Below are 24,779 nucleotides of genomic sequence, written 5' to 3'. Positions count from 1 at the left end.
GCTCGCCGCTCGCCCTGGAGTCGTCATGCCCGAACACCGTCCCGCCCGCGCGCGGGTCCTCGCCCTCGCCACCGCCCTCGCGGTCGGCTTCGGGCTGCTGGTCGCTCCGGCGGCTGTGGCGGCGGAAGCCGCACCGTCGGCCGCGCCGGTCTCGGAGACCTCCGGTCAGTGGCACACGGACGCGCCGGCCGCCCGGCAGGCCGCACCGCAGGCAGTGGAGCCGCGAGCGCTGGTCGCCGCGACTCCGCCGGCGAACGACCTGCGCGAAAACGCGACCGCAGTGACGACACTGCCGTTCTCGACCGTCGCCCCTTACGCGGGCGCGACGCTTTCCGACGGCGAGGATTCCACCTGTCGCACGACCGACCCCGACTACTCGGAGTTCTTCACCTACGGATACGGCTCGACCTGGTTCAAGTACGTCTCGACGAAAAGGCAGACTCTGACCTTCGGGGGTTCATCGACGATCGTCAGCGCGTTCGCCGATGGGCCGATCACGGACGCGGCCCGCATCAGCTGCACCGAGGTCGGATACCGCGAACGGAACTTCGTCCAGGCGGAGGCCGGGAAGACCTACTACTTCCAGGTCAGCGTCGACCACTACTCGACCGAAACCGGGGAGCCCGCGAACGCCGAGTTCTTCCTTTCCGCCAGCGCCGCCGTCCCGAACACCACCTACTCGTCGGCATCGGTGATCTCGAGCGTTCCCGCGACGATCCAGGGGTCGACCTCGAAGATCGACAACAACTGGTACGAGCCCTACTCGGGCTGTGACTACAACCCCTTCATGGGCTCCGTCTGGTACAAGTACCGCGCACCCGCGACCGGAAGCGTCCAGGCGGACCTCGGCGACAGCTTCTCTCCCGTGAATCTCGGGGTCTACGAGTCCGATGGAGTCACTCCTGGAGCGATGCTGGCCTGCCCGTACCAGTACACCGAGACGGGCAGCACGGGCGAGTACGACTACTCCTTCGACCGGGCCAACGCCAGCTTCGCCGTGCAAGCCGGTAAGACCTACTTCCTGCAGGTGTCCAACTTCGACTTCAACAAGGGCGACTTCGTTCTGACGCTCGCCAACGTCGGCACCCTCACCGCGCCGACGCCGACCATCAGCGGGTCCGCGACCGCCGGCGACACTCTCATCGCGGTTCCCGGCACCTGGGGTCCGTCACCCGTGGCCCTGTCCTACCAGTGGCTGAGCAACGGCGACCCGATCAGCGACGCGACCGGTCCTCAGTACGTCGTCTCGCAGTGGGATCTCAACAACGCGATCACCGTGCAGGTCACCGGCACCAAGGCCGGCTACGCGACGGCCGCGCGCACCAGTGCCGCCGTCACCGTCACCTCCGGCTCGCTCACGAACTCCGTGCCGACCGTCACCGGGTCCGCCGCGATCGGCGGGACGCTCACCGCGAACCCGGGCAACTGGGGTCCCGCGCCCGTCGAGCTGGCGTACCAGTGGAAGCGCAACGGGACCGCGATCGCGGGGGCCACGGGCAGCAGCTACGTCGTCACGTCGGCCGACTCCGGGACCGCGCTCACCGTCAGCGTGACCGGCACGAAGTACGGGTACACGACCGCGACCCGCACCAGCTCGGCCACCCAGGTCGGGCTGCCGCTGCAGACGCTCATGCCGACGCCGACCATCTCGGGCAGCACCACCGTCGGATCGACGCTCACGGCGAACCCGGGAGCATGGGACTCCGGCGTGACGCTGAGCTACCAGTGGAAGAAGAACGGCGGCACGTACATCTCCGGCGCCACCGCGAAGACGTACGTCCTCAAGGCCTCCGACGCCGGAGCGACGCTGACCGTGAGCGTCACCGGCACGAAGACCGGGTACTCCCCCGCGACCAAGACGAGCGCGACGACCGCGGCCGTCACCAACGGCGCGGTCATCACGGGAGCCACGCCGACCATCACCGGCACCGCGACCGTCGGGCAGAAGCTCACCGCCGTTCCCGGCACCTGGACGCCCTCGCCCGTCACGCTCGCCTACCAGTGGCAGCGCAACGGCACCGCGATCAGCGGCGCCACCGCGACGACTTACACGCTCGTCGCGGCCGACGCCGGAGCGGCGATCACCGTCGCCGTCACCGGCACGAAGTCCGGCTACACCGCGGTCACGAAGACCAGCGCCGCGGTCACCGCGAAGGCGGCGCTGCAGACGCTCATGCCGACGCCGACGATCACCGGCACCACGAAGGTCGGCTCGACCCTCACCGCCAACCCCGGCACCTGGGACTCCGGCACGACGCTGACCTACCAGTGGAAGAAGAACAACGGCGTCTACATCTCCGGGGCCACCGCGAAGACGTACGTGCTCAAGGCCTCGGACGCCGGCGCCACGATCACCGTCTCCGTCACCTCCACCAAGACCGGCTACTCCCCCGCCACCAAGACCAGCGCCACCACCGCACTCGTCACCGGCGGCGTCCTCACCGGCGCGACCCCGACGATCACCGGAACCGCGAAGGTCGGCCAGACCCTCACCGCGGTGCCGGGCACCTGGAGCCCGGCACCCGTCACGCTGACGTATCAGTGGAAGCGCGCCGGCAGCGCGATCTCGGGCGCGACGTCGGCGACCTACAAGACGGTGTCGGCGGACGCGGGCAAGGCGATCACGGTGACGGTCACCGGCACGAAGGCGGGCTACACGACGCTGAGCAAGACCAGCGCGGCCAAGACCGTCGTGAAGTAGCGGGTCGTGAAGAACAACCCCGTCGTGAAGTAACCCCCCGGACACCTGAGGGGGGCCGGGGCGTGCGAGGCTTGATGGTCGCCGCCCGCCCCTCCTCCCTCAGGACACCGTGAACACCCCTCCGCGCACCAGCAAGACCACCACCACCACGACCGCCCCCGCCGCCTTCCCCTGGATCGGCCTGCTCACCCTCGCCGGCGCCGTCTTCGTCTCGGTGACCAGCGAGTTCCTGCCGACCGGCCTCATCCCGGACATGTCGCGGGACCTCGGCGTGAGCATCCCGCTGACCGGTCAGCTGGTGACGATCTTCGCGGCGACCGTCGTCATCGCGACGACGCCGCTGACGCTGGTGACGCAGCGGTTCTCGCGGAAGAGCCTGCTCCTCGTCGCGCTGTGCACGATCGCGGTCGCGAACGTGCTGGCCGCGCTCGCGCCGACCTTCGCGCTGCTGGTCGGCGCGCGCATCCTCGGCGGGCTCGCGCACGGGCTGTTCTGGGCGATCGTCGCCGCCTACTCGGCCCACCTCGTCGCTCCCGAGCACCTCGGCCGGGCGACCGCGATCACGGCCGGCGGCGGCTCGGCGGCCTTCGTCCTCGGCGTGCCGGTGGGCACCGCGCTCGGCCACGCGTTCGGCTGGCGGCCGACGTTCGCGATCCTCGGCGCGATCGTGCTGCTGCTGGCGCTGCTCGTCGTGAAGTTCCTGCCGGCGGTCGACCACAGCATCCCGCTGCGCACCGGCGAGATCCGGCTGCCCGCCCGCAAGGACCGCAGCCTGCCGCGCATCATCGGCGTCTGCGTCGTCATCCTGCTGGTGCTGATCGGCCAGAACACGCTCTCGACCTACGTCACGCCGTGGCTCGAGAACGCGTCGTTCTCCCCCGACAGCGTGCCGCTCCTCCTCTTCGCGTTCGGCGGCGCGGGCGCGGTGGGCCTCGTGCTCGCCGGCTTCGCGACCGACCGCTTCCCGCGCTCCGGCTTCGTGGTCGCGGCGATCGCCGTGGTGCTCGCGCTCGTCGCCCTCGGGCTGGCCGCCGGCTCGCAGGCCACGGTCGCGATCGTCGTCGCGGCGATCGTCTGGAACATCGCGTTCGGCGGCATCCCGGCGATGCTGCAGACGCGGATGCTGCGCACCTCCTCGTTCCAGCTGCGCAGCCTCGCCGCGGCGCTGCAGACGACCGCGTTCAACATCGGCATCGGCGGCGGCGCGATCGTGGGCGGGCTGACCATCGACCTGAGCGGACTCGACCTGCTGCCGTGGGTGGCGATCGTGATGATCGCGGTCGGGCTCGTGGTGAGCCTGATCGTGGAGGCGCGCTCGTCGGCGGCGGTGCGGCGCGAGCAGGCCGCGGCGGTCCGCTAGGGCGAGGCGTCTCCTCCCCGCGGACGACGACCTGCCCGACGAGTGCGGGATAGCGTGAAGCGCATGAGTCAGAGCACGATCCCCGTCCCCGGGCAGCCCTACTACGGTGCTCCTCCGCTCGCCGCGATCCGGCGCTTCTTCTCGCAGTACGCGCGCTTCCGCGGCAGGGCGAGCCGCGCGGAGTACTGGTGGATCATCCTCGCCGGGACCCTGCTGAACCTCGCGCTGCAGCTGATCGACGGCTCGGAGCCGGGACTGCAGCTGTCGTTCACGCCGTTCCGCTCCGGCGAGCTGGACTTCGCGACGCCGTGGGTGGCCGTGCTGGCCGGGGCGATCGCGCTCGGCACGCTGGTGCCCTCGCTCGCGCTGATCTGGCGGCGGCTGCACGACGTGAACCACAGCGGGATGTGGATCTTCGCGCTGTTCATCCCGATCGCGGGCGCGGTGTTCCTGCTGATCCTGTTCGTGCTGCCGCCGCGGCCGGAGGGGATGCGCTTCGACTGACGCTCGCGGTGTCGCTCGCGCCCTCTACGGTGAGGGCGTGACTGCGCGCGGCAACGACTTCGACGCCCTGCGGCTGGTCGCCGCGCTGATGGTCGTCGTCGGGCACGGCGCCGTGCTGCTCGGCGAGCCGGCGCCGCGGCTGCTCGGGCTGCCCGTGCACTCGCTCGGCGTCTCGGTGTTCTTCTGCGTCAGCGGATTCCTGATCGCGGGGAGCATGGAGCGCGCGCCGAGCGCGGGGCGGTTCCTCTGGCACCGGGTGCTGCGGATCTTCCCGGCGCTGATCGTCGTGGTCGCGCTGAGCATGCTCGTGCTCGGGCCGCTGGTGACGTCGCTGCCGGCCGGGGCGTACTTCTCGTCCGGGCAGACCTGGGCCTATGCGCTCAACGTGCCGCTGCTGGCGCAGTACGAGCTGCCGGGCGTCTTCGACTCGGCGGTGCACGCGCGGCCGGCGGTGAACGGCTCGCTGTGGACGCTCGGGGTGGAGTTCTGCTGCTACCTCGGGGTGCTGGCCCTGCGGTGGGTGCCGGGGCGGGGGCTGGCTCGCGGGGTGCTCGCGGTGCTGGCGCTCGTGGGGCTCGCGGTGGTGACGGGGCTGGGCGGAGCGCTCGGGTCCTCCGCGGAGCTGTGCGCGTTCTTCGCGGCGGCCGCGGCGGTGCGGCTGCTGGTGCCGGCTCGATGGCTGCGCTGGCCGGCCGGCGTCGTGGCGCTCGCGGTGCTGCTCCTCGCGGCCGGGACTCCGCTGCAGCAGGTGGCGCTGTGGATCGCGCTGCCGGTGCTCGTGATCGTCGTGGGCACCGGGTCGCTGCCGGTGCTGCGGCGGGCGGCGCGGTTCGGCGACTTCTCCTACGGGCTGTACCTGTGGAGCTATCCGGTGCAGCAGCTCGTGCTCGAAGTGCTGGGGCGGCTGCCGACGGCGGCGAACCTGGCGCTCGTCGTGGCGGTGACGCTCCTGCTCGCGGTGGCCTCGTGGTGGCTGGTCGAGCGGTCGGCGCTGCGCTGGAAGGACCTGCGGTGGAAGGACGCGCGGCTGTCGGGGCGCTCCATGCTGATCGAGTAGCCCGCGGAGCGGGCCTATCGAGATCCACCGGCGCCGGAACGGGAGTCTGCAGACCCGGCCTGCTGACGAGGGTGGGTCTCGATACGCCCCTCCGGGGCTACTCGACCAGCAAGGAGGGCAGCCCTCCGGGGCTACTCGACCAGCAAGGAGGGCAGCCCTGCGGGACTACTCGACCAGCAGGGAGGGCAGCCCTGCGGGGGCTAGGCGCACCAGTCGCGGGAGACGCCGTTGACGCTGCGGGAGGTGTCGCCGGTGCCGAGGTCGACGAGGACGGTGGAGGTGGCGCTGAAGCCGGGGACGTCGGGGTAGTCGTCGGGGACGCCCTCCGCCGAGACGGCCTCGACGGCGGCGAACTGGCCGTTGGGCGAGAGGCAGACGCCGCGGATCCGGCCGGTCGGCGAGGTGCGGAAGATCTCGGTGGTGCCGCTCGCGTCGACGCGGACGACGGAGTACTGGGCGGTGCCGGTCTCGGGCGAGTAGTCGGCCTCGAGCTCGAGGTAGCTGTCGGAGTCCAGGAGCAGCAGCTGCACCGGCGAGGTGGTCGGGCCGACGTCGGCGGGCGGCAGGGCGAGCGTCTCGACGGAGCCGTCGGCGAGATCGATCACGGAGCCGGAGTCGGGGTCGGCGACGACCAGCCGGTTCGCTCCGGGGACGAAGCCGCGCAGCTCGGCGTGCTGGCCGAGCGGGCTGATGGTGCCGGGGGTCAGCAGGTCGACGAGCAGCACGGTGTCGTCGAGGGAGTGGGTGACGACGGAGGTGGTGCCGGGCACGAACATCCAGTCGGTCGCGCGCAGCGGGCCGCCGTCGATGCCGGTGATCGGCACGGCCTCCGCCTTCTGGTCGGTGAGGTCGTAGGCGTAGAGCGCGCGGTCGAGCGGGCCGGTGGGCGCGGAGCCGGTGAAGGTCCAGCCGAGCACGCCCTTCTCGGGCGAGGCGTGCAGCTCGCGGACGACGCCGGGGCCGGGCAGCGGGATGACGCCCTCGGAGCCGGTGTCGAGGGTCAGCGTGCGGATGAGGGTCGTGTCGTCGGGCTCGAGGGTCACGACGACGAGCACCGGGCCGACGACGGCGTAGTCCTGGATCCGGTCCGCCGTGTAGAGGACGCGGGTGTCGCCGCCGGAGAGCGGGCGCACCCGGATCGCGTCGGGCTGGGCGGGATCGGCGGCGGTGCGGTCGAGGGTGTAGAGGTCGGGGTCCTTGGTGGTGAACGCGGCGGAGAGGTCGGACTCGGCGCCGGTCGCGGTGCCCTGCGCGTCGTCGATCGCGATCTCGTACTCGGTGGCGTAGCGGAGGGTGTCGTCGAAGGTGACGGTGAGCACGCCGCCCTCGAGCTCGGCGGTGTGCGGGGTCTCCGGAGTGACGCGCACCCGATCGAGGGCGTCGGGCTCGATCGCCTGGTCGAGGTGCACGCGGGCGCGGCCGCCGTCGCGCTCGACGACGCCCGAGGTGCTGACCTCGAGCGAGGCGACGCGCGGGCCCTTGGCGATCGTGGCGGCGGTGAGGCCGCCGACGGCGAGGACGAGGACGGCGGTGACGCTCCAGAAGACGCGGGAGAACGCGCGCTCCCCGCCCCGGCGCTCAGTAGACATACGGCATCGCCGGCTCGTCGATCGGCGTCACGACGTCGGGCTCGAGGACGACCGCCTCGGCGCTGGTGACGCTCGGGTTGGCGCCGAAGCCGCCGGTCGCCTCCAGCCACTCGCCCTCGGTGTACATGTCGGCCCAGCCCGGCTGATGGATGGGCACGCCGACCGGCTGCGCGTCGACGGCGCAGCAGGTGACGATGAAGCGGGCGACGTAGAAGACGTTCTCGGGGTCGCTCGCGTCGGGGGTGACGAAGCCGCTGACCGTCGCGGTGCGGCCGGCCAGGAACTGCTCGCTCGCGCCCTGGCGCAGGAGCGTCGCCCAGTCGCGGACGGTGAAGGACGCGGTGTCGCCGGTGGGCGCCTGCGCGGTGACCGACGCGTCGACGGCGCTGGTGTTGACCTCGCGCTGGGTCGCGGTCGAGGCGGTCAGCGCGGCGGGCGGCACGACGAGCAGCGCGACGGCGGCGCAGGCGATCACCGCGAGGCTCCCCAGCGCGGCGAGGCCGGCCCGCCAGCGCCGGCGCGGGGCGTGCTCGTGGAGGTGGCCCTCCGCGTGCCCGTCGTCCTCCTCCGCCCCCGGCACGATCGCGAACGCGCAGATCAGCAGCACCGCCGCGATCGCCGCGAGGACCACCGAGAACTCGAAGTAGCGCGGATGGATGTAGAGGCCGAGGCGGCCGGTCGCCGCGAGCCAGAGCGTCGAGACGACGCCGATCAGGCTGAGGACGACGCCCTTCCAGCGGGCCAGCAGGCGCTCAGAGCGCATGGTTCACCGCCAAGCCGAGGACCGCGGCGCAGAGGCCGACCAGCGCGGTGATCCGCACGAGGGTGCGCGCGGAGAAGGTGGTGCGCAGCAGCGCGAGCATCTTGATGTCGATCATCGGGCCGAAGACGAGGAAGGCGATGATGCCGCCGGGCAGGAACGTCGAGCCGAAGGAGAGGACGAAGAACGCGTCGACGTTGGAGCAGATCGAGATCACGAAGGCGAGGACCATCAGCGCGAGCACCGACCAGAGCGGGTCGCCGCCGAGGGTGGTCAGCACGTCGCGCGAGACGCCGACCTGGATCAGCCCGGCGATCGCCGCGCCGACGAAGAGAGCCGGCAGCATCGCGCCGGTCTCCTCCGCGAAGAGCAGCACGCTGCGGCGGGCCTTGGCGCGGACGGTGCGGGAGGGCCGCTCGCCCGCCTCGCAGGCCGCGCGGAACCGCGGGGTCAGCAGCGCCATCGGCTCGGTGTGCCGGCTGAAGATCCAGCCGACCAGGTTCGCGATCACGAAGCCGCCGACGATGCGCCAGACCAGGATCCCGTCGGCCCAGCCGAAGGCCTGGTAGGTCGTGACGATCGTGATCGGGTTCACGATCGGCGCCGCGAGCAGGAAGGTCATCGACTCGGAGACGGACAGCCCCTTCACGATCAGCCCGCGCGCGAGCGGCACGTTGCCGCACTCGCAGACCGGCAGCAGCACGCCGAGCAGCGAGATCACCAGGCGGCGCGGCAGGGCGCGCTTCGGCAGGATCCGCAGCAGCACCGCCTCCGGCACCCAGAGCTGCACGGCGATCGAGAGCACGATGCCGAGGAAGACGAACGGCAGCGACTCGATGACGACGCTGATCGCCAGGGTGAGGAAGTCGCGGACGGCGTCCGAGAGGACGTCGCCGGCGGCGTCGGGCGAGAGGACCCGCAGGAGCGCGGCGGCCGCGACCAGGGCGAGGCCGAGGCCGACCCGGCGGAGGAGGACAGCGCGGCGGGCGAGGACGGAGCGGTCGCTTCCGGGCGGAGTCGTTCCGCGCTCGGAGGTGGCGGTCGCCCTGTCGATCGTCATCCGGACCATCGTAGGCGGGCCGGCAGCCGAGGATTCCTGCGTGCGTTGCACCCCGACCCGGGAGGGACCCGCGCACCACCCCCGCTCCTAGCCTGACGACCGACGCGATCGGGAGCACCTCGCTCCGCAGAATCCGTGGAGGTCGCCGTGCGCCGCATCAGAACCCGCCTCGCCGCGCTGGCAGCGCTCGCCCTGACCGTGCCGCTCCTCAGCGGCGTGGGCGACGCTCCGGCCGACGCCGCGGAGAGCGGAGCCCCCGCTTCCGCCGCCGCCGTCGCCCTGGCGGCTCCCGCCGCCGCGGACGGCTGGACGACGGTCTTCGCCGACGACTTCGACGGCGCCGCTGGCGGTCCCGTCGGTCCGGCGTGGATCCACGAGCTCGGCACCTGGAGCACCGGCGCCGTCGACCGCACCACCGACTCCACGGCCAACGTGTTCCTCGACGGCGCCGGGAACCTCGCCGTCCGCGCACTGAGGGATCAGGCGGGGGCCTGGACGTCGGGCCGAATCATCACGCGCGACAAGTCCTTCGCCGCCCCGGCCGGCGGCCAGCTGCTGATGACCGCGTCGATCCGCCAGCCGGCCCCCGCGCAGGCGACCGGCTACTGGCCGGCGTTCTGGGCGCTCGGCCTCGACGAGAACGGCGCGATCGACTGGCCGCGGACGGGCGAGATCGACATCCTCGAGGCGGTCAACGGCACCTCGCAGGTCATCCAGACCTTCCACTGCGACCTCGTCGATGCGGGCGAGTGCGACGAGCCGTACGGCCTCACGAGCGGGCTGCAGGACTGCGCGGGCTGCCTGACCGCCTTCCACACCTACTCCGCACTGGTCGACCGGCGTATCGCAGGGCAGGAGCGGCTGCAGTTCCTGGTCGACGGCGAGGTGCGGCACACCGTCGAGCAGGAGGGCATGACCGAGGAGGCGTGGAGCGCCGCCATCGGCAACGACTACTTCCTCATCCTGAACCTCGCCATCGGCGGGGGCCTGCCCGACGGGGTGTGCGGCTGCGACAGCGCGGGCGCCCCGAAGACGTCGGGCGGCACGATGAGCGTCGATCACGTGGCCGTCTACCGGTCCGAGGCGACGGCCGCACTCGGCGCCGCCACTCCGTCGATCACGGGCACGCCGCAGGTCGGCTCGACCCTCACCGCGCAGCCGGGCGCCTGGACGCCCGCGCCGGTCGCGCTCGCCTATCAGTGGAGCGCCGACGGCGTCGCCCTGAGCGGGGCGACCTTCCCGGCCTACACCCCGACCAGCGGCACCGTCGGCAAGCGGATCTCCGTCACGGTCACGGGCACGAAGGCCGGCTACCCGACCGAGAGCCGCACCGCGCCGAGCACCGCGGTCGTGGCCAAGGGGACGCTGACCGCGCCGACTCCGACGGTCACGGGGACAGCGAAGGTCGGTTCGACCCTCACTGCGAAGGCGGGGACCTGGGGACCGGCCCCGGTCGCCCTGAAGTACCAGTGGCGGGCGGGCGGCACCGCGATCTCCGGCGCGACGTCGGCGACCTACGTCCCGACGACCTCGGTGGTCGGCGCCCGGATCACCGTCTCGGTCACCGGCACGAAGACCGGCTGGACGAGTGCGGTGCGCACCTCCGCGGCGACCGCCGCCGTCGTGCGCTGATCCGGGCGGCCGCCCGTCAGCTGTGCTCCCCGCGGCGTCGGGGCACGATGCGCATCACCGCGGTGCCGGCCGCGATGAGCGCGAACGCCGCGAGCCCCCACCAGAGCGAGTCGAAACCGGTCGCGGCGAGCGCGCCGGCGCCCAGCCCGGCTCCGGCGGAGGACGAGAGGTTGTTGTACATGGGTTTCTCCTTCGATCACCAGGCGCGCTGACGTCGTGTCAGCGCGTCCAGGTAGGCCTTGGTGTGGACGATCTGCAGGAACAGATCGAGGAACAGCTCGTACATCAGACCGGCGAGCAGCATGTGCCGCCAGCCCCGGTCGCGGACGGTGACGACGCGCTCGACGACGAAGATCAGGGTGACGGCGAGCCAGAACGGCTGGATCGAGAGCCCGCCCATCACCAGCGCGTACACGACGGTCGCGAGGTAGACGTAGGTCACGAAGCAGCCGGCCATGGTCAGCAGCTGGCGGCCCCAGTAGGGCCAGGTGACGCGGGTGAGTCCGTACTGGACGCAGTTCTCGACGGCGCCGCGCTTCCAGCGCAGCCGCTGGTTCCAGAGCTCGCGCCAGGTCGGCATGATCTCGGTGACGAGCGTGCAGCCGGCCGGGCTCAGCACCTCGTAGCCGAGGTGCTTGATGGCGAAGGTGAGCTCGTTGTCCTCCGTCAGGACCGTCGTGTCGTAGATGCCGCCGCGACCGTCGCCTGCGGGGATGCGCCCGTCGCGCCGGGCACGGCTGATCTCGCGCAGCAGCGCGCCGCGCAGCACCGCGGCCGTCCCGGTGACGACGAGGCACTTGCCGTTCAGGCGGCGGACGTCGCGGGCGTAGCGGGCGTACTCGTTGCGCTGGAGGTGGCCGACCAGCCCGCCCCCGGGGGTGCCGCGGAAGACGCCGCCGACGGCGCCGATCCGCGCGATGCCGATCTTCAGGCGGGCGATCGCGAGGAAGTCCGGGTCGAGCGCGGAGTCGGCGTCCTGCACCAGGACGAGGTCCTCGTCCTCGAGCTCGAGCAGCAGGACCTCGAGGAACTGGTTCAGGGCGCCGGCCTTCTTTGCCGTGTTGCCGGTGGTGGCGAAGACCTCGGCGCCGTGCGTGATCGCGATCTCGGCGGTCCGGTCGGTGCAGTTGTCGGTGACGACGACGATCCGGTCCGGCGGCGAGGTCTGCGTCTGCAGGCCGAGGATCGCGGCGGCGATCCCCTCCTCCTCGTTGTGCGCGGGGAGGACGGCGACCAGGCGGCCGACGGGCTTCGAGGTGTGCCGTCCCTCGCGGGCCGGCGGGGTGGCCGGGACGGCGGGGGCGGCCGGCTCGGTGCGGGCCGGAGTGCGCGCCCAGGACCGCTCGCGGGTCGGGGCGTAGCCGATCGGCATCGCCTCGGTCGAGGCCGCGGAGCGGGTGATGAAGGGGGCGGGCAGGGGTGTGCTGAGCTCGTCGCCCCTGCGCGGCGGGGTGCTCCGCGCAGGGGTCGGCGGCTCAGCGGGCAGGGCGCCCGCGGAGTGCGCGATCAAGGCCAGGATCCTCAGTCTTCGGGTGTTTCGGGGAGGGGAGGCGCGCCGAAGTCACTCCGCAAGCGATTCGGGTCGCCGGAGGAGAGTGATGATGAGGGGACGTGCCTGCCCTCGGGTGAGCATGTCGGCACGCAGCAGATCAATCAGCATCGGGTTGCTTGACGATCAAGGTAGACGAGCCGCGAGGTCGATGCAAGCGAATGGAGAATGATCGTTCTCCGAATTCCGGCCCGTGTCACCGGGCCGGTGACGAAGGTCCGGCGCCGGGCACCGGACGCCCCGGCAGCCAGCACCGCACGGCGTCGCGGTAGCGCCGGAACTCGGCGCCGAACCGCGCCTCGAGGTCCGCCTCCTCGAGCGGGCGCACCGCGAGGTTCCAGACCAGCGCGCCCAGCAGCGCGTAGACGACGACCAGCCAGGAGGACAGCAGCAGCCCGACCGCGACGCCCTGGCCGATCCCCGCGACCGCCATCGGGTTGCGCACCCAGCGGTAGGGGCCGGCGATCACGAGGCGGTTCGTCATCGCGACGGGCAGCGGGGTCCCGTCGCCGAGCAGCGACATCGTCACCCCCGACCACAGCCCGAGCGCGCTCGCGAGCACGAGCAGCGCGAGCCCGACCGCGCGCAGCGGCTCCGGGAACGCGACGGCGAGCCCCCAGCGCGACTCCAGCGCCGCGACGACCAGCGGGATCACGACGAGCGCGCCGCCCCAGAACACCGCGATCTGCCCGAGCGTCGCCGCGAGGTGCGCGAGCGGCGTCCGACCGCGGGCGGCGAGCCGGAACGCGAACGGTCCGGAGGCGAGCCAGCGCGTCGGGATGCGCCCGAGCGTCAGCAGGCAGAGCGCCGCGACCGAGCCGCCGGACGCTGCGAGCATCAGGAGGACGCCCCGGCCGGCCTCGCCGGTGACCGTCGCGACGGCGGCGAGCGCGACGGTGACGAGCAGGGTCCAGACGGTCGCGGTCCACGCCGCCCCGCGGAGTCCGAGCGCCGCGACGGCCGAGGCGCCGACGAACAGCGGCAGATCGAGCACGGCGACCGGCACCGGATCGAGCGGCCCGAGCGTCGCCAGCCGCACCGCCGGCACGAGCGCGACCGCCAGCCACCAGGCCGCCCCGCCGAGCGCCTGCACGGCGAAGTAGACGCGCCCCCACCGCACGGCCGCCCCTCGATGCATGGCAGCAGAGTACGGCAGCGCGGCGGCGGGGCACGCGGGTGCAGGATGAGCGCATGACCCTCCTCCGCGTCCGGATGCGCCCGCGCGCCGTCGACGAGCCGCACCGGGTGTCGTCGCCGCTCGAGCTGCTCGTGGACCTGACCTTCGTCGTCGCGATCGCGCAGATCGCCGCGCAGCTCGCGCACGCGACGGAGGAGGGACACCTCGGCGAGACGGTCCTCCCCTTCGCGATGGTGTTCTTCGCGATCTGGTGGGCCTGGATGAACTTCACCTGGTTCGCCTCCGGCTACGACACCGACGACGTGCCCTACCGCCTGCTCACGCTCGCGCAGATGGGCGGGGTGCTCGTGCTCGCGGCGGGCGTGCCGACGGCGTTCGAGGAGGGCGACTTCACGGCGATCACCGTCGGCTACGCGATCATGCGGTTCGCGCTGGTGAGCCAGTGGCTGCGGGTCGCCGTGTCGACGCCGAGCCAGCGGGTCTCGGCGCTGCGCAGCGCGGGCGGGTTCTCGCTCGTGCAGGTCGGCTGGCTGCTGCGGCTCCTGCTGCCCGACGAATACGGAGTGGTGAGCTTCGTCGTCTTGGCGGCGCTCGAGCTGGCGGTGCCGCTGTGGGCGCTGCGGGCGGGCGAGTCGAGCTGGCACCCGCACCACATCGCCGAGCGCTACGGGCTGTTCACGATCATCCTGCTCGGCGAGGGCGTGCTCGCGGCCGTGACCGGGGTGCAGCAGGCGGTGACGGAGTCGGGGGTGAGCCTCTCGCTCGTGATCGTGGCGGCCTGCGCGCTGGTGATCGTCTTCGCGCTGTGGTGGCTGTCGTTCCTGCACCCGTCGGGCGAGCTGCTCGAGCGGCGGCGCGACCTCTCCTTCCGCTGGGGGTACGCGCACTTCGTGATCTTCGCGGCGCTCGGCGGCCTGGGCGCCGGCCTCGAGTCGGCGGTCGCGGCGACGGCCGGGCACCTGGAGGCGAGCGACACCGTGATCGGCGCCGCGGTCGCCGTGCCGGTCGCCGCCTTCCTGGTGATGCTGTGGGCCGTGCACCTGCCGCTCGCCGAGGGTCGCCCGCTCCGCGCCGCCCTCGTCCTGCCCGCCGCCCTCGCGGTGCTGGCGACCCCCCTCCTGGCCGCGCCCCTCGGCGTTGCCGCCGCCCTGACGGCGATCGCCCTCCTCTGCGCCGCCCTGGTGGCCACCGCCCTGACGCCCGCGCGGGTCTGACCCCCGCCGCGAGATGCCACTTGTGCACGCGACACGCCGTGAAAGGCGTGTACAAGTGGCATCTCGATGGCCGGAGAACGAAGTCGACCCCGGATGTTCATCCACCCCCTCTAGGGTGACGTCACTCAGGACCGGTCCGCCGGCGATGGACCGGATCCGCACGCTGCGATGATCCCGCGAGGGGTGCCGGCCGGCAGTCGCCTCGCCCGTTCGCGGTCGCTCCCCCGAGGCCGCACGACCGCGGCTGGAGTCAGCATGGCGCACCCCCTCACCCCCACGCAGCACCTCCCCTTCGCGCACGGCGGCGGCGCCGTCGTCGGGATGCTCTCGACCTTCCCGCCGACCCGCTGCGGCCTCGCCACCTTCGCCCAGTCGCTCGGCGACGCCCTGGCCGCGGAGCACGGCGCGACGATCCGCACCGTCCGGGTGATGGACGAGCTCGCCGTCCCCGGCTCGGCCGTCGGCCGGAGTGTCGTCGCCGAGCTCGTCGCGAGCGACCCGGCGAGCATCGCGCAGGCCGCGGCGGAGCTCAGCCGCAGCGACGTCGCCGTGATCCAGCACGAGTACGGCATCTACGGCGGCCCGGACGGCGACGAGGTCCTCGCGCTGATGGAGCAGCTCACGGTCCCGGCGATCGTCGTCCTGCACACCGTCCTCGAGACGCCCAGCGACTCGCAGCGCTCGGTGCTGGAGCGGGTCGCCGACCTCGCCGACGCGGTCGTGGTGATGACGGCCGTCGCCGCCGAGATCCTCGAGCGCCGCTACTCCGTCGACACCCGCAAGGTCGGCGTCATCGCCCACGGCGTGCCGGTCTGGACGGGCGGCGCCGAGCGCACTGCGCCGCGCGCCGACTCCGGCGCCACCCCGCAGATCATCACCTGGGGCCTGATCGGCCCCGGCAAGGGCATCGAGTGGGGGATCCGCGCCACGGCGCTCCTCCGCGACGCCGGCGTCGACGCCCGCTACACGGTGTTCGGGCAGACGCACCCGAAGGTCGTCGCCTCGCACGGGGAGGCCTACCGCGAGTCGCTCGCCGAGCTCGTCGCCGAGCTCGGTCTCGGCGACCGGGTCTTCCTCGACGGCCGCTACCTCGACCCGGCCCAGCTCGCCGCCGCGGTCGCGGAGGCCGACGCGGTGCTGCTCCCCTACGACTCCCGCAACCAGGTCACCTCCGGCGTACTGGTGGAGGCGCTCGCCGCGGGGCGCTCGGTCGTCGCGACCGCGTTCCCGCACGCGCTCGAGCTGCTGACCGCGCCGCGCGGCCGCACCGTCGCGCACGAGGACCCGGCGGCGATGGCCGACGCGCTGCGGGAGGTGCTCGCCGGGGCCGCGGGGGCCGCGTCCGACACGAACGGGCCGTCCGCCACGGAGCTGCCCGCCACTGGCCTGTCCTCGGAGGCGCTGTCCTGGCCCGCCGCGGCCGGCCGCTACCTGGACCTGGTCGAGCGCCTCCGGGTGGAGCGCGCGGCGTGACCTCCCGAGCGGACGGCACGGCGCCGGTCCTCTCGACCGCACTCCCCTACTCCCACCTCGACGCGCTCACCGACGCGGGCGGGCTCTTCGAGCACGCGCTGCTCGACGTGCCGCGGCGCGAGCACGGCTACTGCGTCGACGACGTGGCGCGCGCGCTGATCGTGGTCGCGCAGGAGCCGGAGCAGTCCGAGGTGACGCGGCGGCTGACCGAGCAGTACCTGCGCTTCCTCGAGCGGGCGAGTGCCGCGGACGGCACGGTGCGCAACCGCGTCTCGGCCGACGGCGACTCCCCGGAGGAGCCGTCGCTCGGCGACTGGTGGGGCCGCGCCGTCTGGGCCGCCGGCGTCGTCGCGGCGCGGGCGGAGCTGCCGCTCAGCCGGCACCGCGGGATGCGGCTGTTCCAGCGCCTCGCCGCCCGGCGCTCCCCGCACCTGCGCGCGATGACCTCCGCCGTACTCGGCGCGGTCGAGGTGCTCGAGGCGCATCCCGAGAGCGCCGCCGCCGCGCAGCTCGTCGCGGACGGCTCGGCGCTGCTGCACCACGCGGCCGAGGCCGACTGGCCCTGGCCCGAGCCGCGGCTGCGCTACGCGAACGGCTGTCTCCCGGAGGCGCTGCTCGCGGCCGGCGCGGCGCTCGGCGATCCCGTGCTGCTCGCGCGCGGCTTCCACCAGCTGGCGTTCCTGCTCGCACTCGAGTCCGGCGAGAACGGCCTCTCGGTCTGCGGAGTCGCCGGCCGCGGCCCCGGCGAGACCGGCGCGCTCTTCGACCAGCAGCCGATCGAGGTCGCGGCGCTCGCGGCCGCCTGCGCCCGCGCGCTGACGATCGAGGAGGACCCGCTCTGGCGCGACGGCCTGGCCGCGTGCTGGGCCTGGTTCCGCGGAGTCAACGACTCCGGGACCGTGATGATCGACCCGGTCACCGGCGCCGGCTACGACGGCCTGACGCCGACCGGCCGCAACGAGAACCGGGGCGCGGAGTCGACCATCGCCGCCCTGCACACCTCGCTCGTCGTCCGCCGCGCGGAGCTCGCGCAGGCGGCCGCGGCGTGACGCCCGTCCTGCGCGGACTGCGCGTCGGGATGCTCGCTCCCGTCGCCTGGCGCACCCCGCCGCGGCACTACGGGCCGTGGGAGCGGGTGGCGAGCCTGCTCACCGAGGGCCTGGTGCGCCGCGGGGTGGACGTGACGCTGTTCGCGACCGGCGACTCCGCGACCGCGGGCCGGCTCTCGAGCGTCGTGCCGGAGGGCTACGCCGAGTCCGGCGCCGACGGGCGGGTCCAGGAGTCCCTGCACATCGCGCACGCGCTCGCCCGCTCGCGGGAGTTCGACCTCGTGCACAATCACCTCGACTGGCTGCCGCTCGCGCTCGCCGCGCAGTGGCCGGTGCCGCTGGTGACGACGGTGCACGGCTTCTCCGGCCCGGGCATCCTGCCCGCGTACCGCGAGGCGCTGCGGCACCCGCTGACCGCGAACCTGGTCTCGATATCGGAGAGCGACCGCTCGCCCGAGCTCGACTACGTCGCCACGGTGCACCACGGGATCGACCTGTCGGAGCTGCCTTACTCAGCGCAGCCCGGCTCGGACGACCTGGTGGTCCTCGGCCGCATCCATCCCGACAAGGGCACGGCGGAGGCGGTGCGCATCGCCGCCGGTGCGGGCCTGCGCCTCGTGATCGCGGGCATCGTGCAGGACGAGCGCTACTGGCGCGAGGAGGTCGAGCCGCACGTCGACGGCGACCGCGTGGTCTACGCCGGCTCCGTCGGGCCGGCCGAGCGCGCGGCCCTGCTCGGCTCGGCGGTCGCGCTGCTGCACCCGATCGGCTTCGACGAGCCGTTCGGCCTCTCGGTGGTCGAGGCGATGGCCTGCGGCACCCCCGTGATCGCGTACCGGCGCGGATCCATGCCCGAGATCGTCGACGAGGGCGTGAGCGGCTTCGTCGTCGACTCGGCGGCGGAGGCGGTCGCCGCGGTCCCGCGCGCCCGCCGGCTCGACCGCGCGCGGGTCCGCGAGACGGCCGTCCGCCGCTTCGCCGTCGAGCGGATGGTCGACGGCTACCTCCGCGTGTACGCACGGGTGCTGGGGCGCTGACCCCCCTCCTCGCGAGATGCCACTTATGACGCGATTCCACGGCGTGTCGAGCTCATATGTGGCATCTCGCAGATGCCGACCGCCTCTCCCTGTCGGGACCGCGTATCAAACCGTCTCGGGCGCCCGCAGCGTCCGCGGCACCAGGCCCTCGGCCGCCAGCAGCCGGGCCGCGCCGAGGGTCGCGAGGTCGTCGCCGTGCGCGCCGATCAGCTGCGCGGCCAGCGGCAGGCCGGACGTCGCGCCGAGACCGATCGGGAGCACCGTCGACGGGCCCATGGCGAGGTTCGCCAGGCAGCTCCAGCGGCCGATCGCCCGGCGGTCGGCCTCGGCGAGCGGGAACGCGGGCGCCGCGAACGGCACCACCGGTGCGAGCACGACGTCCACCCCGGCGATGGCCCGCTCCCACTCCGCGCGCAGCCGCAGCTGCTCGTCCCAGTCGGCCCAGGCCTGCGCCACCGGGGCTCCGGGGCCGCCGGGGTAGCTGATCTCGTGCAGGACCAGCCGGTCGAACAGCGCCTCGGCCTCCGCGGTGCCGAGCACGGACGGCCCAAGGTCGACCACCGTCGCGCCGGCGGCGCGCAGTCGCTCGGCGAGAGCGGCGAGCGCCGCCGCCGTCTCATCGTCGACCGGCGCGCTCTCCTCCGCGAGCCACAGCCCGACGGTCAGCTCGCTCAGCCGGGAGAACCGCGGCTCGGGCAGCGCGAGCCGCCACGGTCCGGAGGAGACCGACCCGGCGAGCACCGCGAAGAGCGCCGCGGTGTCGTCGGCGCTCCGGGCGATCGGCCCGGCAGCGGACGCGGAGGGCTCGAGCCGGGTGCCGACCGGCCAGGGCAGGTGCCCGCGCTTGGAGATCACTCCGCTGCTCGGCCGGTGCCCGCAGACGCCGTTCCAGGCGGCCGGCACGCGGATCGACCCGGTCAGGTCGCTGCCGAGGTCGCCCCAGGACAGGCCGGACGCGACCGCGGCGGCGGACCCGCCGGAGGAGCCGCCCGCGGTCAGCTGCGCGCCCCACGGATTGACCGCCCGGCCGTGCAGCGCGCTCGCGGTGTCGAACGAGTCGAGGAACGGCGGCACCGCCGTCTTGCCGAGGATCACGGCGTCGGCGGCCCGCAGCGCGGCGACCGCCGGGGCGTCCGCGACGGAGCGGTGCACGCTCTCCGCGGTGCCGACGCTGCCGTCGAGTCCGGCGACGTCGAACGAGTCCTTCACCGTGAGCGGGACGCCCGCGAGCGCCCCGAGCGGCTCGCCCCGCCGCCGGCGCTCGTCGACCGAGGCGGCGGTGCGGAGGACCGCCTCCTCGTCCCACGCGACGACCGTGCCCGACTGCGCGGCGACCGCGGCGAGCCGATCCGCGGCGACCTCGACGGCCGACACGGCCCCGACGGCGAGCGCGGCGCGCAGCTCGGCGATGCTCCCGACGCTCACGCCCCGGCGCTCACGACCGCTGCCCGCGGCACCACGAGCCCCGCCGCCGCGTCCGCCGCGAGCCGCGCGACGCACGCCTCGAAGTCGCCGAGGACGACGGTGCTCGACGAGGACAGCATCAGATTGAACGGCGCGCCGAAGTTCTCGACCGTGAAGCCGTCCGCGTCGGTGAAGCCGCCGGCGCCGTCGGGGGTGACCGGTCCGAAGAAGTCGCGGGTGCGCTCGACCGCGGTCGCCCCGTCGGAGGCGTAGACGTAGCTGGCCTTGCCGCGCGCGACCGCGTAGCCGACCTCGAAGCAGGTGCCCGCGTCGGGGTCCGGCCCGCGGAAGTGGTTGAGGTTGGCGAGGATCGCGTCGGCGCGCTCGATCATCGCGATGTTGTTCGCGTAGATCAGATCCGCGAGCGCCTCGCCCTCGAGCGCGGGTCCCTGGTCGGCCTCGGCCTGATCGGCGTCGGCGCCCTTGTCCAGCGGCGAGATCGGCTCGAGTCCGTAGCGGCGGCAGGTGGCGCGCATCCGCTCGGCGATCGCCGGCCCGTCGGGCGCGAAGACCTCGAAGCCGGCGAGGTAGACGCCGACAGCGGGCGTGGCGGGGGTGGTCATGGTGGTGGTGGTCATGGCGGTGCCTCTTCCGTGATCGCGACAGCAGGATCGGGAATGTCGCGATGACGAGGAGCCCCGCCTGTCGTTTTTCCCGTGCCCGTCGACACTATGCGGCACCGGATCACCGACTCGTTTCGCCAGGTTTCGGGCGCGTAAACCTTCCGTCGTCGGTTCGTCGGGGCGCGCAGGGGCCGCATAGGGTCCTTCGGAGACGGTCCCCCTGATCCGTCGCCCGCGGCCGTCCGCCGCTGCCCCGCCCCGCCCGAGGAGTCCCGCCGTGCCCGAGTCCACGCCCCTGCACCGCCTCAGCGGTGCCTGGCGTCTGGGCACCTGGCGGCTCTCGAACTCGCGCGCGCCCGCCGCGGGCTGAGCCGGCACCACCCCTCCTCGCACCGACGGCTCCGTCGTGCGCGCTCCCGACCGCGCCCTGCCGCGGTCCGTCGCGGACGCCTCCAGCGCGCCCGCACCTCCTCTCGAGCGCTCCGCGCTCCCCTCACCGTGAAGGTCGTCATGCCCGCACCCCTGCTCCGCCGCGCTCCCCGCGCCGCCCTCGCCCTCCTCGCCGGCGCCTGCACCGTCGGCCTCCTCGCCGGCTGCGCCGGCTCCGACAGCTCCGCGTCCGAGGGCGGCGGCACCCAGGCCGCCACCCTCCAGCTGGGCTGGATCGCCAACGTCGAGAACATGGGCCCGTTCATCGGCGAGCGCGACGGCGACTACGCCGACGCCGGTGTCGACATCACGATCACGCCCGGCGGCCCGAGCACGACCGTCGAGCCGCTGGTCGCCAGCGGCAAGGCGCTCGTCGGCCTCTCCTCGGCCGACGTCGTCGCCCGCGCCCGCAACGAGGGCGCGCCGCTGGTCATCGTCGGCGCGACCCTCCAGGTCAACCCGATGAGCATCATGTCGCTCGCCTCGTCCCCCGTGAACACGCTCGACGACCTGGTCGGCTCGCGCCTGTGCATCCAGACCTCGGGCGTCTCGATCATGGACGGCATCCTCACCGCCAACGACATCGAGCCCTCGGACGTCGAGTACGTGACGGCCGACTTCGACCCGTCGCCCCTCGTCGCGGGCGACTGCGACGCCTTCGTCTCCTTCCTCAACAACCAGCCGGTCACCCTCAAACTGCAGGGCATCGACACCGTCGCCTTCCCGCTGAGCGACTACGGCTACGAGGCGTGGGGCAACGTGCTCTTCACCACGGAGGAGGCGCTCGCCGACGAGACGCAGCGCGCCGCCGTGAAGGCCGTCGTCGAGGGCACCGTCGCCGGCTGGACCACCGCGCTCGCCGACCCCGACGACGCGGCCGCCTACGTCGTCGACGGACCCGGCAAGAGCCAGAACCTCGACCTCGAGCAGCAGAAGCTCGCCGCGGAGGCGTTCGTCCCGCTCGTGCAGACCGCCGAGACCGAGCAGAACGGCCTCCTCACGATGAGCCCCGAGGGCATCGCCGCGAACATCGCGACCCTCGAGGGCCAGGGCGTCGAGGGCGACCTCGACTCGCTCTTCGACACCTCGATCCTCGACGAGATCCACGCCGGCTGACGCCGCGCCCACCCTTCTCCACCGACACGCTCCTCCTGAAAGCGAGACCACCCATGCCCGTGCACTTCTCCGAAGACCCCTGGACCCGCGTCACCTCCGTCCGCGGCTACCCCGCCGACGAGCTCATCTCGACCCTGCAGAAGTCGATCCGCCGCGGCGACACCCAGCTCGCGCTGCTGGTCGGCCGCGAGATGTTCGAGTCCAGCGCCGACCTCGAGGAGATGATGTGGGCCCGCCTCAACGTCGTCTCCTGCGAGGACGTCGGCGACGGCAGCTACTCCGAGCCCGTCGTCGTCAACAGCCTCTACCTGATGCACCAGCGCCTCGACCGCTCGTTCGGCGACCGCTGGCTGTTCGCGACCCACGCGATCCGCTTCCTCTCCGAGCGCACCAAGGACCGCACCTCGGACGAGCTCGCGAACCTGACCATGCACCTCATCAACGCGTCCGAGAAGCCGTTCGAGATCCCGGAGTACGCGCTCGACGTGCACACCCGGCGCGGCCAGCTCGCCGGCCGCTCGGTCGACGACTTCTGGGGCGACGGCGGCGGCTCGGAGCTGGTCAACGAGGTCGCGGGCCGCGACAGCGCGCTGAAGGACGAGATCCTCCGCCTCCGCGCCGCCGGGGAGTGGAAGGCGTGACCCTCGGCCTCTCCGCCGCGGGCGTCGTCAAGGAGTTCGACGTCGGCCGCGGCACGGTGCGCGCGCTCGACGGCGTCGACCTGGAGACCCGGGAGGGCGAGTTCACCGCCCTCCTGGGGCCCTCGGGCTGCGGCAAGTCGACGCTCCTGCGGATCTTCGCCGGTCTCGAGGGCGTGAGCGGGGGCGTCGCGCAGCTGCACGGCGCCGATCCCGAGCGCGCCCGGATCGACCACCGCGTCGGAGTGGCGTTCCAGGACTCGGCGCTGCTGCCCTGGCGCAGCGCCGCGTCCAACATCGCGCTCGCCTACGAGGTGTCGGGGCGGCGCACCGACCGTGCCGCGATCGCCGCGCTGATCGAGCTGGTCGGCCTGACCGGCTTCGAGAAGGCCAAGCCTGCGCAGCTCTCGGGAGGCATGCGCCAGCGGGTGTCCCTCGCTCGCGCGCTGGCCATGGAGCCGGACGCGCTGCTGCTCGACGAGCCGTTCGGCGCCCTCGACGAGGTCACCCGGCACCGGCTGAACCTCGAGCTGCAGCGGATCTGGACCGAGCGCGCCACCACGACGCTGCTCGTCACCCACAGCATCAGCGAGGCCGTGTTCCTCGCCGACCGCGTCGTGCTGATGGCGGCGCGGCCGGGCCGGATCGTCGAGATCGTCGACATCGACCTGCCGCGCCCGCGCACCGCAGAGCTGCAGCAGACGCCGGAGTTCCACGCCTACTGCGACCGGCTCTCGCGCGGCCTGTTCGGCGAGACGATCGCGGCGGGAGTGCCGCGGTGACGGCGCTCGCCCCGCCGGAGCAGCCGAGCACCCGCACCAGCGCCGTGCTGATCCGCCGTCGGCCGCGCGGCGTCGTCGGCCGCGTGGTCCCGATCCTCGGGCTGATCGCGCTGTGGTGGCTCGTCGCGCTCGCCGCCGCTCCCCTGCGCGTCATCCCGACGCCGTGGGCCGTGGTGGGCGCGTTCGTCGACGACCTGTCCGTGCTGCCGATGAACGTCGGCGCGACCCTCGCCAACGCGGGCATCGGCTACGTCGTCGGCAACGCGGTCGCCGTGCTCGCCGCGATCCTGTTCGTCCAGGTCCCGTGGACCGAGCGGGTGCTGCTGCGGATCGCCGTGATGAGCTTCTGCGTGCCGCTGGTGGCGATCACGCCGATCCTGGTCGTGGTCTTCCCCGGCGACATGCCCAAGCAGATCCTGGCGGGGCTGTCGGTGCTGTTCACCACGCTCGTGTCCTGCCTGCTCGGCCTGCGCTCGGTGAACGGCGCGACGGTGGACCTCGTCCGCTCGATGGGCGGGTCGGACCGCGTGGTGCTGCGGAAGGCTCGGCTGACGGCGATGCTCCCGGGCCTCTTCGCCGGTCTGCAGATCGCCGCGCCCGCCGCGATCCTCGGCACCATCCTCGGCGAGTACCTCGGCGCCTCCCGCGGCCTCGGCGTGATGCTCGTGCAGGCGCAGTCGTCGTTCCAGGTGCCGCGGACCTGGGCGGTCGCGCTGACCATGTCGGCGCTGGCCGGGCTCGTGTACTGGGCGGCGGGACTGATCGGCCGCGCCGCCACTCCGTGGGTCTCGCGCGACGTCTCGACCGCGGTCGGCCAGAGCATCGCGACCGCCTCGGGGCTGCGCGGCGGCCGGAGTGCCGTGACGGCGCTGCTCGGCCTGCTCGGCTCGATCGCGGTGGTCGTCGCGGTCTGGTGGGGCGCGATCCTGGCGTTCGACCTGTCGCCGTACTTCGCGAAGACGCCGCTGGACGTGCTGACCCATCTCTTCGCGGATCCCGACGCCGCCGAGAATCGCGGGCTCATCCTCGACGGCCTGGCGATCACGCTCCGTGACGCCGGGGTCGGCTACGTCATCGGCACCGCCCTCGCCTGCCTCGTCGCGGTCGGGATCGTGCTGTCGCGCTGGGTCGAGCGCACGGTGCTGCCGGCCGCCGTGGTGATGCGCTCGATCCCGCTGGTCGCGATGACCCCGCTGCTCGCCCTCGTCTTCGGGCGCGGGCTGCTCGGCGTGACGGTGATCGTCTCGCTGGTGACCTTCTTCCCGACCCTGGTGAGCGTCGCGGCCGCCCTGCGCGCCGCGCCGGTCCTCGCCTGCGACCTCGTCGTCTCGATGGGCGGCTCGACGGCGATGGTGACCCGCAAGGTCCGCCTGCTCTACGCCCTGCCCGCGATCTTCGCGTCGGCCCGCATCGCCGTCCCGGGCGCCTTCGCGGGCGCGACGCTGGCGGAGTGGCTCGCGACGGGCGAGGGCCTCGGCAGCATGCTCGTCCGCGACTACGCCGCCTCGCGCTTCAGCGCGCTGTGGTCGGAGACGGTGGTCGTCGTCGCGGTGGCCGTGGCGCTGTACGCGCTCGTGAGCATCGTGGAGCGCCCGGTCGTGCGGCACTTCGCGACAGGACAGGGCTGAGAGGCCGCGTGCCCGCCGGACGGGGGGCGTCAGGCG

At 73.3% G+C, this 24,779-nt stretch carries 21 protein-coding genes; 13 read left to right on the top strand and 8 right to left on the bottom strand.

What is annotated here, in order from left to right:
* The first annotated feature begins 25 nt into the window (after positions 1–25).
* The 4 genes from C1I64_RS20240 (at position 26) to C1I64_RS17940 (ending at position 5,622) form a co-directional block, all read left to right on the top strand.
* Entirely contained in the window at positions 26–2,701 is a 2,676-nt protein-coding gene (locus C1I64_RS20240; RefSeq protein ID WP_164874591.1) for a hypothetical protein, read from the top strand.
* Between the two features lie 109 nt (positions 2,702–2,810).
* Entirely contained in the window at positions 2,811–4,061 is a 1,251-nt protein-coding gene (locus tag C1I64_RS17950; RefSeq protein WP_127888164.1) for an MFS transporter, read from the top strand.
* A 63-nt stretch (positions 4,062–4,124) separates the two neighbouring features.
* Complete coding sequence (locus C1I64_RS17945) at positions 4,125–4,565, top strand: DUF805 domain-containing protein (RefSeq protein WP_127888163.1); 441 nt, start codon at positions 4,125–4,127, stop codon at positions 4,563–4,565.
* Positions 4,566–4,602: 37 nt separating this feature from the next.
* Positions 4,603–5,622, top strand: coding sequence for an acyltransferase family protein (locus tag C1I64_RS17940; protein WP_127888162.1), 1,020 nt, complete (start codon positions 4,603–4,605; stop codon positions 5,620–5,622).
* 200 nt (positions 5,623–5,822) lie between these two features.
* Here the strand turns inward: C1I64_RS17940 and C1I64_RS17935 are convergent, their stop codons facing one another.
* From C1I64_RS17935 to C1I64_RS17925, 3 genes are read right to left on the bottom strand one after another with little or no spacing between them, the layout of a single operon-like run.
* Positions 5,823–7,211: a hypothetical protein gene (locus C1I64_RS17935; RefSeq protein WP_127888161.1), complete on the bottom strand. Its 1,389-nt coding sequence runs from the start codon at positions 7,209–7,211 to the stop codon at positions 5,823–5,825.
* Positions 7,201–7,974, bottom strand: coding sequence for a TIGR03943 family putative permease subunit (locus C1I64_RS17930; protein WP_127888160.1), 774 nt, complete (start codon positions 7,972–7,974; stop codon positions 7,201–7,203). The genes C1I64_RS17935 and C1I64_RS17930 overlap by 11 nt, the downstream gene beginning before the upstream one ends.
* Positions 7,964–9,031 (bottom strand): permease, encoded by a 1,068-nt coding sequence (locus tag C1I64_RS17925; protein WP_127888159.1) that lies wholly within the window; start codon positions 9,029–9,031, stop codon positions 7,964–7,966. Before C1I64_RS17925 ends, C1I64_RS17930 begins: the two co-directional genes overlap by 11 nt.
* A 147-nt stretch (positions 9,032–9,178) precedes the next feature.
* Here C1I64_RS17925 and C1I64_RS17920 point away from each other — a divergent pair, with 147 nt between their 5' ends.
* A complete protein-coding gene (locus C1I64_RS17920) occupies positions 9,179–10,663 on the top strand; it encodes a family 16 glycosylhydrolase (RefSeq protein WP_164874590.1) in 1,485 nt (494 codons plus the stop codon).
* A 16-nt stretch (positions 10,664–10,679) separates the two neighbouring features.
* On the opposite strand, the gene C1I64_RS20235 is transcribed toward C1I64_RS17920, so the two are convergent.
* From C1I64_RS20235 to C1I64_RS17910, 3 genes are all read right to left on the bottom strand, one after another.
* Positions 10,680–10,844, bottom strand: a complete 165-nt coding sequence (locus tag C1I64_RS20235; protein WP_164874589.1) for a hypothetical protein — start codon at positions 10,842–10,844, stop codon at positions 10,680–10,682.
* Positions 10,845–10,859: 15 nt separating this feature from the next.
* Entirely contained in the window at positions 10,860–12,173 is a 1,314-nt protein-coding gene (locus C1I64_RS17915; RefSeq protein WP_244209523.1) for a glycosyltransferase family 2 protein, read from the bottom strand.
* Between the two features lie 235 nt (positions 12,174–12,408).
* On the bottom strand, positions 12,409–13,350 hold the full coding sequence (locus C1I64_RS17910) for a methyltransferase family protein (RefSeq protein WP_127888157.1): 942 nt from the start codon (positions 13,348–13,350) through the stop codon (positions 12,409–12,411).
* Between the two features lie 53 nt (positions 13,351–13,403).
* Between C1I64_RS17910 and C1I64_RS17905 the strand changes: the two genes are divergently transcribed.
* The 4 genes from C1I64_RS17905 to C1I64_RS17890 all read left to right on the top strand — a co-directional run bounded on the left by C1I64_RS17905 (position 13,404) and on the right by C1I64_RS17890 (position 18,123).
* Positions 13,404–14,564 (top strand): low temperature requirement protein A, encoded by a 1,161-nt coding sequence (locus C1I64_RS17905; protein WP_127888156.1) that lies wholly within the window; start codon positions 13,404–13,406, stop codon positions 14,562–14,564.
* A gap of 255 nt (positions 14,565–14,819) precedes the next feature.
* On the top strand, positions 14,820–16,037 hold the full coding sequence (locus C1I64_RS17900; protein ID WP_127888155.1) for a glycosyltransferase: 1,218 nt from the start codon (positions 14,820–14,822) through the stop codon (positions 16,035–16,037).
* The gene (locus C1I64_RS17895; protein WP_127888154.1) at positions 16,034–17,086 is read left to right on the top strand and encodes a glycosyltransferase; all 1,053 of its coding nucleotides are present in this window, start codon (positions 16,034–16,036) and stop codon (positions 17,084–17,086) included. Before C1I64_RS17900 ends, C1I64_RS17895 begins: the two co-directional genes overlap by 4 nt.
* Positions 17,083–18,123, top strand: coding sequence for a glycosyltransferase family 4 protein (locus C1I64_RS17890; protein WP_244209522.1), 1,041 nt, complete (start codon positions 17,083–17,085; stop codon positions 18,121–18,123). The genes C1I64_RS17895 and C1I64_RS17890 overlap by 4 nt, the downstream gene beginning before the upstream one ends.
* A 105-nt stretch (positions 18,124–18,228) precedes the next feature.
* Here C1I64_RS17890 and C1I64_RS17885 read toward each other — a convergent pair whose 3' ends face one another.
* A complete protein-coding gene (locus C1I64_RS17885; protein ID WP_164874588.1) occupies positions 18,229–19,548 on the bottom strand; it encodes an amidase family protein in 1,320 nt (439 codons plus the stop codon).
* On the bottom strand, positions 19,545–20,165 hold the full coding sequence (locus C1I64_RS17880; RefSeq protein ID WP_208645161.1) for a nucleoside 2-deoxyribosyltransferase: 621 nt from the start codon (positions 20,163–20,165) through the stop codon (positions 19,545–19,547). The genes C1I64_RS17885 and C1I64_RS17880 overlap by 4 nt, the downstream gene beginning before the upstream one ends.
* Before the next feature lie 495 nt (positions 20,166–20,660).
* On the opposite strand from C1I64_RS17880, the gene C1I64_RS17875 reads away from it, so the two are divergent.
* The 4 genes from C1I64_RS17875 to C1I64_RS17860 are packed head-to-tail and all read left to right on the top strand — an operon-like array spanning position 20,661 to position 24,743.
* Positions 20,661–21,695, top strand: coding sequence for an ABC transporter substrate-binding protein (locus C1I64_RS17875; protein ID WP_127888152.1), 1,035 nt, complete (start codon positions 20,661–20,663; stop codon positions 21,693–21,695).
* 53 nt (positions 21,696–21,748) lie between these two features.
* The gene (locus tag C1I64_RS17870) at positions 21,749–22,336 is read left to right on the top strand and encodes an AAA family ATPase (RefSeq protein ID WP_123444462.1); all 588 of its coding nucleotides are present in this window, start codon (positions 21,749–21,751) and stop codon (positions 22,334–22,336) included.
* The gene (locus C1I64_RS17865) at positions 22,333–23,115 is read left to right on the top strand and encodes an ABC transporter ATP-binding protein (RefSeq protein ID WP_243581452.1); all 783 of its coding nucleotides are present in this window, start codon (positions 22,333–22,335) and stop codon (positions 23,113–23,115) included. Before C1I64_RS17870 ends, C1I64_RS17865 begins: the two co-directional genes overlap by 4 nt.
* A complete protein-coding gene (locus C1I64_RS17860) occupies positions 23,112–24,743 on the top strand; it encodes an ABC transporter permease (RefSeq protein WP_127888151.1) in 1,632 nt (543 codons plus the stop codon). Before C1I64_RS17865 ends, C1I64_RS17860 begins: the two co-directional genes overlap by 4 nt.
* The last annotated feature ends 36 nt before the right edge of the window (positions 24,744–24,779 follow it).

It is taken from the genome of Rathayibacter festucae DSM 15932 (assembly GCF_004011135.1).
GTDB classification, from domain to species: Bacteria; Actinomycetota; Actinomycetes; order Actinomycetales; family Microbacteriaceae; genus Rathayibacter; species Rathayibacter festucae.
The sequence above is the reverse complement of the archived record's forward strand: the minus strand, read 5'-3'. Positions and strand labels throughout refer to the sequence as shown.